Source organism: Sphingomonas sp. UV9 (assembly GCF_004101245.1).
Classification (GTDB): Bacteria; Pseudomonadota; Alphaproteobacteria; order Sphingomonadales; family Sphingomonadaceae; genus Sphingomonas.
This window is the reverse complement of the sequence record NZ_SCIN01000002.1, coordinates 438,320-450,062: the sequence shown is the minus strand read 5'-3', so window position 1 is coordinate 450,062 and position 11,743 is coordinate 438,320. Positions and strand designations below refer to the sequence as shown.

Genomic DNA, 11,743 nt, shown 5'->3' with positions numbered 1-11,743 from the left:
AGCCGGGCGCGTGCCGCTCAAGGTGTATCGGTGCGACCGGTGTTTGCAGTTTCATTTGACAAGCAGGACGAAGGGTAAGCGCGTTGCGTTGGGGCACGGTTAGTTGTCGCTCAATTGCGGACATTCGACCAGCAGGTTACGGGGAGACATGAAGTTCTCGCTTATCGAACAGGAAGCCATCATCCTTAACGCCGTGATGGGTATGGTAGACGATATGGTCAATCACTCCATCTTCTGCGGGCTGGGCGAGAAGCGACACGACACAAACCTCTTGCCGCAGACGAGCGAAACCCTACGGCAGTTCAATATCCTCCTCCGCGATTTCCTTTCGCCGGTCACCGCACGGGGCAATGATCCCATGCCGTTTGAACTTCCGAAGCCCCCCAACAATAAAGTCCAGACCGATCACACGTCGCTTTATTACCTCCGGCACGTTTGTGAGCAGCCCCTTATCGGATCGAGAGTCGCCCCGCTCAAAATGATCGTGGACAGCTTCATCGAATGGCTGGAAGCAGAGGCTTTTGTGGAAAAGGTTTGGTTCGCCCGCATATCGCTAGAAACCAATCTACGCATTAAGCGCATCGACTTCATCCGCATGACAGGCGACATTGGAAAACACAATTTTCTAAGGCTAGGAGGACAGGCAGCGAAACTTAGGCGCATACTTGCTGACAACGGAAAGCAGATAACCGAAGACGAAGCCTATCTGGCTTTGCCGGACTGCTGGGATTGGTTTCACACCCATCTCTTTGCATACCACGCCAGCACCATTGCAGAATTTCTGAACAACATCAGATATACGATACGCCTTTACGTCAAACCTGTCGCAAAGGAACGCTATAGAGAGACGGGTAGAATGTTGGGCGACATTCACATTTATACCTACGAACGTCCGGAAGAAATCGTAAGTGAGTTTGCTTGGAGTTCCTATTACGATCTTTTGGACAGCTCCAGATATAAGCCAAACTTTCCGCCCTTCAGTGTATCTAAGAATCTTAAAAAAGCGTTCTGATGCGGATATTTACGCCAAAATTCCGCATTTGGCCTAAATGCCTACATGCGGGGGGCGGTATTTAAATGTCCGCTTTCCTCTCCCCATTCCGTCATCCTGACGAAAGTCAGGACCCAGAGTTTCGGACGGCGCCGCTCGTGGCTCTGGGTCCCGGATCAAGTCCGGGATGACGCGCGGGAGGGCACGTCATCTTCCTCTCCATTCCCGCCATTTCGCTTTCGCCCAATCGCGGACACTCCGCGCTGCTTACGATCTGCCTACAACCGGTCGTTCATTCAATTTCAGGTATCGGTCGGTAGCGTGCGATGGAGAGGTTGAAGGGTAGTTCTGTGTCGGCAAAACCTGAAGATGAAGAGATGGAATACGTGCCTGCTTGGGCAGCAGCCAAAATACTGATACTGGCCGTTTTCATCATTGCGACCATTGAATGGTGGGCCGAACGTTCACCGCGAATGCTAGCCATCGATCTACTGCTAATCGGGCTGTGGCTAGCAATCCGCCGCTTGAAGCCAGCAGATTATGATCCTGCATGGCCGCGCAAATTAAAGAATGACCCGTAGAGCCGTAGCTCAAACCTCAAACGCGCTAGGCAAAGCGGTCGGGCCGCTTCCCTCCCATGATCGCCGTCAGCCCGCCACGGTGCGCGCCCGGTCCGCCAACCGGTCTATCGCCGCGCCGTGTATCCCCGGAACACACGCCAGCACCCCAAACGCCTGCGGCCGCGGCTTGTTGAACACCAGCGAGGCGCCGAGCGCGTCGCTCACCGCGGCGCCCGCCTCGCTGGCGATCAGCACCGCGGCGGCGATGTCCCATTCGTTGCCCCAGCGCAGCGTCGCGACGAGGTCGGCTTCGTCGGCGGCGACCATCGCGATGCGCAGCGCGATCGAATTGGGTTTGTGGACCATGACGAGGTCGCGGTCGGCCTTGGGGAGCGCATCGACCGGGGTGCGGCTGCCAGCGAACTCGGTGCGGGTGCCGGCCTTCAGCGGCACGCCGTTGCGAGTGGCGCCCTGCCCGGCGACCGCGCGCCAGTGTTCGCCGCGCGTTGGGGCGTCGAGGATGCCGATCACCGGGCGGCCGCGGTCGACCAGCCCGATCGAGACGCACCAGCCGGGCCGCGCGCGGATATAGTCGCGCGTGCCGTCGATCGGGTCGACCACCCAGAGCAGCTCGTTGGCGAGGCGATCCGCATTGTCGGCGGTTTCCTCCGACAGCCAGCCGGCTTCGGGAAGCAGCGTCGACAGGCGCGCCTTGAGCATCCGGTCGATCGCGATGTCGAGTTCGCAGACCGGGCTGCCGGGGGTCTTTTCCCAGCGCTGGAAATCGGTGTCGAAGCGGTCGTGCGCCATCGCGCCGGCCTCCGCGGCGATTGCCGATACGGCGTCGGCCATCGCGCGGAGCCAGTCCGGCGAGCGCTGCGGGCCGCGCAAGCGCTCAGCCACTCGCCACCGTCATGCCCTCCACGCGGAGGGTCGGCACGTTGACGCCGTAGCGGAATTCGAGATCGTTGGCGGGCGTCATCGCGAGGAACATGTCCTTCACGTTGCCGGCGATCGTGAACTCGGCGACCGGGCCGGTAATCTCGCCGTTCTCGATCCGGAAGCCCGCGGCGCCGCGGCTATAGTCGCCGGTCACGCCGTTCGCGCCGCCGCCCATCAATTCGGTGACGTAGACGCCCGACATGATGTCGGCGATCAGCGTTTCGAGCGGGACATGGCCCGGCTCGATGAAGACATTGCTGGCCGACGTGCCGGGCCCGCCGCCGATGCCGCGCGCGGCGTGGCCGGTCGGCTCGAGCCCAAGCTGCCGCGCCGAGGCGGAGTCGAGCAGCCAGCGTTCGAGCATGCCGTCCTCGATGATCGCGCTCGGCGATACGGGAAGGCCCTCGCCGTCGAACGGGCGCGACCGCAGGCCGTGCGGGCGGTGCGGATCGTCGCGGATCGTGATGCCGTGCGCGAACACCTGCGTGCCGAGCGAATCGAGCAGGAAGCTGGTCTTCCGCGTGATCGCCTGCCCTGAGATCGCGCCGAGCATGTGGCCGACCAGCGATCCGCCGACGCGGCGGTCGTAGACGATCGTGGTCGGTCCGCTGACGAGGCGACCGGGGTTGAGCCGGGCGACGGCCTGCTCCCCGGCGCGGCGGCCGATCGCGTCGGGCGCTTCGAGATGCGCGCGGAGGCGGGCGCTGCTGTGCGCGTAGTCGCGTTGCATGGCGCCGCCCTCGCCCGCGAGCACGCTGGCCGACACGCCGTAGCCGGTCGCGGCGTACGCGCCGGCGAACCCGTGACTGGTGGCGAGCGCCCAGACGCTGCGCGAGGCGCTGGCGCCGCCGCCTTCGCTGTTCGAGACGCCGGCGACCGCGCGGGCGGCGTCCTCGGCTTCGAGCGCGGCGTCGCGCAACTGTTCGGGGCTGACCTCGCCGCCATCGTCGAGGCCGAGCATCGGCGGATCGCCGCGGAGCAGGCGTTCGGCGGGGGCGAGCCCGGCCCAGGGATCCTCGGGCGCCTCGCGCGCCATCGCGACCGCGCGCTCGACCAGCGCGTCCATCGCCGCGGTCGACAGCTCGGAGGTCGAGACGCTGGCGGAACGCTGGCCAACGAACACGCGCAGGCCGAGATCCTCGCTTTCGGAGCGGCCGATATCCTCGAGCTTGCCGAGGCGGATCGACACGTCGAGCGCGGCATCGGCGGCGAAGACCGCGTCGGCGGCGTCGGCGCCCGCCGCCCTCGCGCGCTGGACGATGTCGTGGGCGCGGTCGCGGGCTTGGTCTGGGGTCAGCATATCAGCGACTTAAGGATCCAGGCTCGTGCCGACAACCACACAGGCGAGGAACATGAGCAAGCCGGCGAACCGGTTGGCGCGGAAGCGGGCGAGTGCGGCGGTGCCTGCTTCGGGGCTGGTGCCCGGTCTGAGCGTCGCGACCTGCCACGCGAGATGGAGCGCGACGGGGACGAGCGCGGCGATCGCGAGCGGATCGGGACGGACGGTCCAGACCGCCGCGGCCCAGAACGCGACGGCGGCGACGTAGAAGATCCCGACGCCCGCCTTCACATGCGTGCCCATGCGGAGCGCGGAGGAGCGGATGCCGATCATCGCGTCGTCCTCGCGGTCCTGCAGCGCGTAGATCGTGTCATAACCGATCACCCAGGCGATCGAGCCGGCGTAGAGCAGCCACATCGGCGTATCGAGCGTGCCGGCGATGTGGCTCCAGCCGACCAGCAGCGCCCAGGAAAAGACGATGCCGAGCCACGCCTGCGGCCACCAGGTGATCCGCTTCATGAACGGATAGGCAGCGACCGGCGCGAGGCTGGCGAGCGCGACGATCGCAGCCAGGAACCTCAGCTGCAGCAGGACCACGAAGCCGATCAGGCAGAGCACGACCAGCCACACCCAGGCGAGCCGGATCGACACGAGCCCACTCGGGATCGGCCGCGCGCGGGTGCGCGCGACCTGCGCGTCGAGATCGCGGTCGACGATGTCGTTGAACACGCAGCCCGCGCCGCGCATCGCGATGCTGCCGAGCAGCAGCCAGAGGATCAGGTCCCAGCGCTGCACCGCGCCGCCCGCGAGCGCGACGCCCCACGCGCCCGGCCAGAACAGCAGCCACCAGCCGATCGGGCGATCGAACCGCGCGAGCAGGGCTAGGCCGCGCAACGTGGGCGGGAGGCGGCCGACGAGACCGCGATGCTCGCTGTCGGGGACGATTTCCGCGGGGCTCGGCTTGGTCTGCATCGGGTCGGCGTAGGAAGACGGGGTTTGGCGCGCAAGCCTTTGCCGGCTACCGGTGGGGCGTGTCGCGTGTGGAGCCTCTTTTGTGATCGGCCTTTCGGTCGCGGTCGGGCGATTCGTCGAAGCGCTGTTCTGGGGGATTTTCCGCGTCGCGGGGGCGGTTGCGGGGGTGTTGGTCCTCGGTGTTCTTGCGGCGGTTGTCGTTTGGGTGCTCGTTCGGAAGATGTTGGCGCGGCGGAAGCGGTGAGCGCGTTCATATTGGCCTCCCCGGCGGAGGCCGGGATCCAGTTCGGCAAGTTTGCTAACCGGAGATCGCGCTCCGTTATTACGACCTTTCCACCTGGGCCCCGGCCTCCGCCGGGGAGGTGTGTACATGACGTCCTTCTCGCGCTTCGCCCCTCCCGCATCGCGACACGATTTGCTAGGACGCCTCGATGCCTGCAATTCCAGCCTGGCCGCCGCAGTCCACGCCGCGCCTCTTCGTCGATACGCCGCTGTCGGTCGGTCCTCTCAATGTCGACGGGCCGGCTGCGCATTATCTCGTCGGGGTGATGCGGATGAAGATCGGCGACCCGGTCAAGCTGTTCGACGATCGGACCGGCGAATGGCTCGGCGTCGCGTCGAGCGTCGGCAAGCGCGATCTCACGCTCGACGTCACCGAATTACTGCGCCCACGCGAGGACGTCCCCGATCTGTGGCTGTGCGCCGCGCCGCTCAAGAAAGGCCGGGTCGACTGGATGGCGGAGAAGGCGTGCGAGCTCGGCGTCGCGCGGTTGGTGCCGGTGGTCACCCGGCGGACGATCGTCGACAAGCCCAATACCGAGCGGCTGCGCACCCAGATGATCGAGGCGGCCGAGCAATGCGGGCGCACCGCGTTGCCCGCAGTCGCCGAGCCGGTGAAGCTCGCCGCGCTGCTCCGCGACTGGCCGCAGGACCGCGCGCTGTTCTTCGCAGACGAAACCGGCGGCATGCCCGCACTCGAGGCGATGCGCGGGCGGCCCGGTTCGGCCGCGATCCTGATCGGGCCCGAGGGCGGGTTCGACGCGGACGAGCGCGAGGCGATTCGTGCGCATCCGAACGCGGTGGGGATCGGCCTGGGGCCGCGGATCCTTCGTGCGGAAACCGCGGCCGGGGCGGCGGTCGCGCTCTGGATGGCGGCGGCCGGCGACTGGTCTGGCGGCTGAGCGCGACGCGCGGCTGGCGATATTGCTACCGATCGGTTCGGATCCCCCCTAGCGGGCGTGTTCATCGACGCGTAAGGCGCGGCGATGACGACGATTCCAACTCCGCCAAAGACCAGCCCGACGATCGAGTCGCGCGACCAGTTGATCGCCAGCTTCGCGCGCGGCGAAAAGCCGAAGGACGCGTGGCGGATCGGCACCGAGCACGAGAAGTTCGTCTATGCGAACGGCGATCACCACGCGCCGTCGTATGACGAGCCGAGCGGCATTCGCGCGTTGCTCGGCGAGCTCGAGCAATATGGCTGGAAGCCGGTCATAGAGGGCGGAAACGCGATCGCCATGTCAGGGCCCGACGGCAGCATCAGCCTGGAGCCTGCCGGCCAGTTCGAGCTGTCGGGCGCGCCGCTCGACAGCTTACACGAGACGTGCGCCGAGACCGGGCGTCATCTGGAGCAGGTGAAGGCGGCGGGCGAGAAGCTCGGCATCGGCTTCCTCGGGCTCGGCATGTGGCCCGACAAGACGCGCGCCGAACTGCCGACGATGCCCAAGGGGCGCTATGCGATCATGCTGCGGCACATGCCGCGCGTCGGCAGCATGGGGCTCGACATGATGCTGCGGACCTGCACGATCCAGGTGAACCTGGATTACGCGTCCGAGGCGGACATGGCGAAGAAATTCCGCGTCGGACTGGCGCTCCAGCCGCTGGCGACCGCGCTGTTCGCCAACTCGCCGTTCACCGAAGGCAAGCCGAACGGCATGCTGTCGTATCGCAGCCATATCTGGTCGGACACCGATCCGCACCGCACCGGCATGCTGCCGTTCGTGTTCGAGGACGGGTTCGGCTACGAGCGCTACGCCGAGTACGCGCTCGATGTGCCGATGTACTTCGTCTACCGCGAGGGGAAATATATCGACGCCGCCGGGCTGTCGTTCCGCGATTTCCTGAAGGGCGAACTCAGCGTTCTCCCCGGCGAGAAGCCGACGCTCGACGACTGGACGGACCATCTGTCGACCGCGTTTCCCGAGGTGCGGCTGAAGACCTTCCTCGAGATGCGCGGGGCCGATGGCGGCCCTTGGAACCGCATCTGTGCGCTGCCGGCCCTGTGGGTCGGGTTGCTGTACGATCAGGGTGCGCTCGATGCGACGTGGGATCTGGTCAAGGACTGGACGATCGACGAGCGCCAGGCGTTGCGCGATGCGGTGCCAAAACTAGGCCTCGACGCGCCGATCGCGGGCGGGGGCAAGCTGCGCGACATCGCGGGTCAGGCGCTCGACATCGCCGGGGCCGGGCTGACGGCGCGGGCACGGTTCAATCGGGCTGGCGACAATGAGAGCGGCTTCCTCGATCCGCTGCGCGAGATCGTCCGCAGCGGCAAGGTGCCGGCCGAAGTGCTGCTCGAAAAGTATCACGGCGTCTGGGGCGGCGACGTGTCGAAGGTCTACGACGAATCGAGCTTCTAACTACTCCCCTCCCGCATGCGGGGGGGGGAATTAGCCCCGCAGCTTCGCGAAGAGGCGCGGCACCAGGCCGTTGCGAGTCATCCAGTCGAAATAGGCGCGGTAGTCCGGGTCGAGCTTCAGATGCCGCTCCTCGGTCTTGGCGCGCCAGTAATACACGCCGCTGACCGCCGCCATCAGGAGCGTTGCGCGCACAGCGTCGACAAAGCTGCCGAGCGTCAGCACGGGGATCGTGGAAATCCACCAGAATATGTTCTTCGACAGATAAGCGGGGTGGCGCGACACTGCATACGGCCCGTGCGTCAGGATGCCGCGGTTGGTGAGGTTCGAGAAGCGGAAGCCGAACGCCATCGTCGCCCACGCATAGATCGCGGTCAGTCCGACCAGCACCGCACCGATCAGGGTCAGCAGAACCGGATGCCCCTGGAACCAATACGCCCAGTCCGACGTGCCCGGATGATAATCGAGCGGACCGCCGGGGGTCATGAGAATGAACGGCGGATAGCACATCAGCGCCGGCATCCATGCCGCCGCGAACGGATTGGCGCTGCGGATGTGCGAGTCGAGCGGTCGGAACGTCAGCAGATAGCCGACCGTCGCGAACGCCACGTCGATCAGGAACATCAGCGTCACCAGCCAGCTCGCCAACGCGACCGGGTCGCGCAGCACCGATGTGACATCGCCGCGAACGAAATCGCCGAACCCCGGCGGGACGATCGCAAGCATGAAGGCGAGGAAGAACGTCTTCACCCCCCACGCGCGCAGATGGCCGTAGATCGCCTCATGGTCGACGCCCGCCTGCCCCGTCATCCACGCACCGAGATGCCACGCGCCGTCACGCGGCTTGACCAGATAACGATCGATCCACAGCACGTACGGGATGGAGGCGACGAACAGGATCGGCGCGGCATTGGTGAAGCACCACATCGCAAACGCGAAATTGCCCTGCCAATAGAAGCGCCCAGCGCCGTAGATCACCGCGATCGCCGCCCAGGTGGCCCATAACCCGGCAAGCTTTGTAAGGCTGAGATCGAGGGTCTCGCGCAACGGTTTCGCTGCTGACCAGTCGATACCGGTACTCGGGCTGAGGTGGACCTTGTCGACCAGCAGCGACCAGGCGATCATCGGCGTGCCACACGCGGCGACGTTGATGAGCGCCGAATAGGGCCCGTCCATGCCGAAATGCCGCGCGATACAGATCCACGCGAGCACACCGACGAGCCCGGCCAAGCCCGCGCCGTGGCTGACCGCCGACTTCGGTCGGGGATCGGTCGTGGCAGGAACGGCAATCGCTGGGTCGTAATCCATGCCGACGGCCTAGCGCAATATGGTAATGAAGGCATGAAGCATGTTCGGGTGAACGCACACGGACGCTTGCGCCGCGCGCGCCGCGACGCTAGTTCCACCGCTCGCTCAGATGCGTCGGGCGGGTATAGTACAATGGTAGTACAGCAGCCTTCCAAGCTGAATACACGGGTTCGATTCCCGTTACCCGCTCCAATTCGGCGCCGCCGATTTGAGCAACCCCAGCCTCGCTGCGGTTGCCTTCATTCGACGATGAATTGCGCCAACAGGCTGGTCATACGCCGTCGACCGAGCACCGTCAGCCGTACATGCGAACGCCGACCGTCGCGCTCGTCGCGCGTCCGTTCGACCAGGTCCGCGTCCTGCAACATCGTCAGGTAGCGCAACGCGGTCGCCGAGGGCGCGCGCGCACCGATGCAGACTGCCGAGACGCTGAGCTGGCGACGCTCGTGATCGGAAATGAACAGATCCAGCAGGATGTCCCATGCGGGTTCCGAAAACAACGCCTCGCCGAGCAGTTCGTCACGAACCTTCCTGACGGCGTACAGCCGCTTGGCAACCTCGACCAACGCCGGCGACGAGACCGTACCCGATTGCGGGTCGTCGGCGATGGGCAAGCTGACGGCGGGCGGGAAAGCCGCACGCTTTGCGACCGTGATGGGCACCACGGAAATTGCGTAGGTCATAAACGTCTTCCGAATATGCTTCAGCGCAGGGTCGGGTCCTGGCGACTCCAGTCGAGATCCCAGCCACGTGCCCGGATCCTGCGCGAGTGCCTGACTGTCCCGATCACGAGAAGCAGGACGATGGGATAGCTCCAGGCGGCGGAGAGGACGGCATAGACGAGCCGGATCACGTCAGGACTGATCGCCCGAGCCAGATGAGCCCCCGTCCCCAACGCGTGGAGCGCAGTTGCCCATGCCGGCCAAAACCGATCGGCCTTCAGCGTGATCGCGATCATCGCCGCGAGCAGCATCAGGTCGACAATCAGCACGCCCGCCTCAAGCCCCGCGAACAGGAACGGAATATTCCGCTGGACGAGGCCGGTCGAAACGGCCGCGAGCAGCAGCGCCAATCCCGTCAACCGCTCCGGTGCACCACCCCGGAGGACGGCATAGCCGGACGCGGTCACCTGTATCGCGTAGAACAGCCAGACCCGATCCAACTCTTACCTCCAAAGCAGGACCGAAACCGGCCGTTCAGGCCACCGCCGCCAAGCGAACCGGGCCTTCGGCACGAAGCGCACCTTCGTTGGGCGGACATTCCGCGGTATCGCCATACCCGTAGAACTGACCGAGACCGATCTCGGCACGGACGTCGACCAGCGCGCGATGCGCCTCGACGAAGCGTTGCCGCGCGTTGATGATGTCGAGCGATGCCTGCGATAGCATCTGCAACGCCATCACGCCGGTACCAACCGGCAGGTTGGCCGCAGCACGCTGCTGCAACAGTGTCGATACGCACGATGCCGCCAGCATCGCTGCATGATCGACCGCAGCCTCGGCCTTCAGAAAATCGACCGTGACCTTGTCGGTCGCCTCACGTCGCTGTTTCAACATCGTCGTTCTCCCCGATGGCGCCGTCGTTGCGGCACCGTGTACCGGAGCATTGCGGTCTCGGTTCGATCGCAACAGGCTGGTCAACGTCATCGCCATGTTCACGAGCGCCATCGAAGTGACGGCGATCAGGCCCATGAGCACGATCAGTCGGACTATCCTGTCGCCAACCGAAGAGCGATTGCGCGCCACTCCCGTCGATCCGCCAGCTCCGGACATTCCGAAGAAGCGGCGAACAAGCCCCCACGGCTCGATCTGAGCGCTGTCTGGAGTGTCGGAGGGGGGGATGGGAACGTCGATTGGTTCGGATGGTAGCCGTTCGTATGTGGGCGCAGGCGCGTCGGAGCGGGTTTCTTCCCGAACCAACACCGTCTCGCCAGTTGCGCCGCGCTCGTGCTCCTCGAGCCGCCGTGCCGCTTCGAACCGCGTACCGACGCCGAGGACCTGGATCGCGCGCTCGATCCGCTTGTCGATCGCGGACGGCGACACGCCGAAGATCGCGGCGATCTCCTTCGAATTATGGTGGGTCAGCACCAATCGCAGACAGGCGCGCTGGGCTTCGGTCAACTGATCGATACGTCCTGCGGTCATGGCAGGGTGGTAGCGTGAACGCGCGGCGGTTGCACCTGCCGCGTTCGAGATAGCGGCGCGACGTCGAACCGATCGTCACTATGAGCATTGGCGCCCGAAAACGAGCGTGCCGAATAAGGTTGGAGGCATCGGGCGCGACCAGCGTCGCCACAGGCGGGAACGAGATCGAGAACGGCGTTGCGCGACCGAGTTCAGTCTCGGGCGAAGATTTCCGTATGCGGGATGGTCAGGCCGATCGACGGCAGTGCGACGTCGTGTGGCTGCGCGAACATGTCGTCCCGCCATGTCGTCGGTCCGAGGCGCTGGACGACGCGGGTAAGTTCGTTCTCGGGGTCGGCAAAGACGATCGTGTCGATCGAGGCAAGTTCGCGATATTCGGCGAGCTTGCTGCCCTGGTCGATCCTGGCAGTCGAGCCGGAGAGGACTTCGAAAATGATCGTCGGATCGCCGAACACGCGCTGTTTTTCGCGCTCGGGCGTGGCGGGGTTACCGCAGAAGACGCTGACGTCGGGGTAGCGCAGGTCGGTGTCGGTGACACACACGCCCATGTCGGAATTATAGGCACGGCAGCCTGTACCGCGAAGCTTTGCGCCAAGGTAGATGAGGATATTACTGGCGACGCGGGAATGCGCAGGCGTGCCGCCGGTCATCATGCGGATGGCGCCATCAACCAGCTCGAACTTGCGGTCGGTACCGAAGTCGATCGCCATGAACTCGTCGACCGTGATCTTCTTGTAGAGGGGATCGTGCCGCATGACCGGGTTTTACCACTTGTCCGTAGACAAACAAAGGGCCGGGGATTGCTCCCCGGCCCTTTGCTCTGGTCGTCTGTTCGGAACGGAGGACCGGCAAAGCCGGCCCTTTTCGTCGGACGGGACTGACGGCCATGCCGCCAGCCCGCCGGCCGTTCT

Annotated in this window: 12 protein-coding genes and 1 tRNA gene; 4 read left to right on the top strand and 9 right to left on the bottom strand. The window is 65.2% G+C overall.

Translation table 11 applies throughout. From position 1 onward, the window contains the following. Nucleotides 1–148: 148 nt before the first annotated feature. On the top strand, nucleotides 149–1,012 hold the full coding sequence (locus EQZ23_RS08470) for a hypothetical protein (RefSeq protein WP_128454017.1): 864 nt from the start codon (nucleotides 149–151) through the stop codon (nucleotides 1,010–1,012). Nucleotides 1,013–1,283: 271 nt separating this feature from the next. On the opposite strand, the gene EQZ23_RS08465 is transcribed toward EQZ23_RS08470, so the two are convergent. The 4 genes from EQZ23_RS08465 to ubiA all read right to left on the bottom strand — a co-directional run bounded on the left by EQZ23_RS08465 (nucleotide 1,284) and on the right by ubiA (nucleotide 4,744). Next, on the bottom strand, nucleotides 1,284–1,475 hold the full coding sequence (locus EQZ23_RS08465) for a hypothetical protein (RefSeq protein ID WP_128454016.1): 192 nt from the start codon (nucleotides 1,473–1,475) through the stop codon (nucleotides 1,284–1,286). A gap of 163 nt (nucleotides 1,476–1,638) precedes the next feature. Continuing rightward, nucleotides 1,639–2,403, bottom strand: coding sequence for a 3'(2'),5'-bisphosphate nucleotidase CysQ (locus tag EQZ23_RS08460; RefSeq protein ID WP_128454691.1), 765 nt, complete (start codon nucleotides 2,401–2,403; stop codon nucleotides 1,639–1,641). Nucleotides 2,404–2,446: 43 nt separating this feature from the next. Continuing rightward, a complete protein-coding gene (locus tag EQZ23_RS08455) occupies nucleotides 2,447–3,793 on the bottom strand; it encodes a TldD/PmbA family protein (protein WP_128454015.1) in 1,347 nt (448 codons plus the stop codon). A gap of 9 nt (nucleotides 3,794–3,802) precedes the next feature. Then, nucleotides 3,803–4,744 (bottom strand): 4-hydroxybenzoate octaprenyltransferase, encoded by a 942-nt coding sequence (gene ubiA, locus EQZ23_RS08450; protein ID WP_128454014.1) that lies wholly within the window; start codon nucleotides 4,742–4,744, stop codon nucleotides 3,803–3,805. 431 nt (nucleotides 4,745–5,175) lie between these two features. On the opposite strand from ubiA, the gene EQZ23_RS08440 reads away from it, so the two are divergent. Then, nucleotides 5,176–5,925, top strand: coding sequence for a 16S rRNA (uracil(1498)-N(3))-methyltransferase (locus EQZ23_RS08440; RefSeq protein ID WP_128454012.1), 750 nt, complete (start codon nucleotides 5,176–5,178; stop codon nucleotides 5,923–5,925). Nucleotides 5,926–6,009: 84 nt separating this feature from the next. Then, a complete protein-coding gene (locus EQZ23_RS08435) occupies nucleotides 6,010–7,383 on the top strand; it encodes a glutamate--cysteine ligase (RefSeq protein WP_128454011.1) in 1,374 nt (457 codons plus the stop codon). Between the two features lie 30 nt (nucleotides 7,384–7,413). Here EQZ23_RS08435 and EQZ23_RS08430 read toward each other — a convergent pair whose 3' ends face one another. Then, nucleotides 7,414–8,688 carry a DUF1295 domain-containing protein gene (locus EQZ23_RS08430; protein WP_128454010.1) on the bottom strand — a complete coding sequence of 425 codons (1,275 nt, stop codon included), beginning with the start codon at nucleotides 8,686–8,688 and terminating at the stop codon, nucleotides 7,414–7,416. A 118-nt stretch (nucleotides 8,689–8,806) separates the two neighbouring features. Between EQZ23_RS08430 and EQZ23_RS08425 the strand changes: the two genes are divergently transcribed. Then, nucleotides 8,807–8,880 (top strand) — tRNA-Gly (locus EQZ23_RS08425). 47 nt (nucleotides 8,881–8,927) lie between these two features. On the opposite strand, the gene EQZ23_RS08420 is transcribed toward EQZ23_RS08425, so the two are convergent. From EQZ23_RS08420 to EQZ23_RS08405, 4 genes are all read right to left on the bottom strand, one after another. Then, nucleotides 8,928–9,371, bottom strand: a complete 444-nt coding sequence (locus tag EQZ23_RS08420; protein WP_128454009.1) for a winged helix DNA-binding protein — start codon at nucleotides 9,369–9,371, stop codon at nucleotides 8,928–8,930. A 20-nt stretch (nucleotides 9,372–9,391) separates the two neighbouring features. After that, nucleotides 9,392–9,850 carry a hypothetical protein gene (locus EQZ23_RS08415; RefSeq protein WP_128454008.1) on the bottom strand — a complete coding sequence of 153 codons (459 nt, stop codon included), beginning with the start codon at nucleotides 9,848–9,850 and terminating at the stop codon, nucleotides 9,392–9,394. Nucleotides 9,851–9,884: 34 nt separating this feature from the next. Continuing rightward, entirely contained in the window at nucleotides 9,885–10,832 is a 948-nt protein-coding gene (locus EQZ23_RS08410; RefSeq protein ID WP_128454007.1) for a sigma factor-like helix-turn-helix DNA-binding protein, read from the bottom strand. A 191-nt stretch (nucleotides 10,833–11,023) separates the two neighbouring features. Continuing rightward, nucleotides 11,024–11,587 carry a Uma2 family endonuclease gene (locus EQZ23_RS08405; protein WP_128454006.1) on the bottom strand — a complete coding sequence of 188 codons (564 nt, stop codon included), beginning with the start codon at nucleotides 11,585–11,587 and terminating at the stop codon, nucleotides 11,024–11,026. Nucleotides 11,588–11,743: the final 156 nt, after the last annotated feature.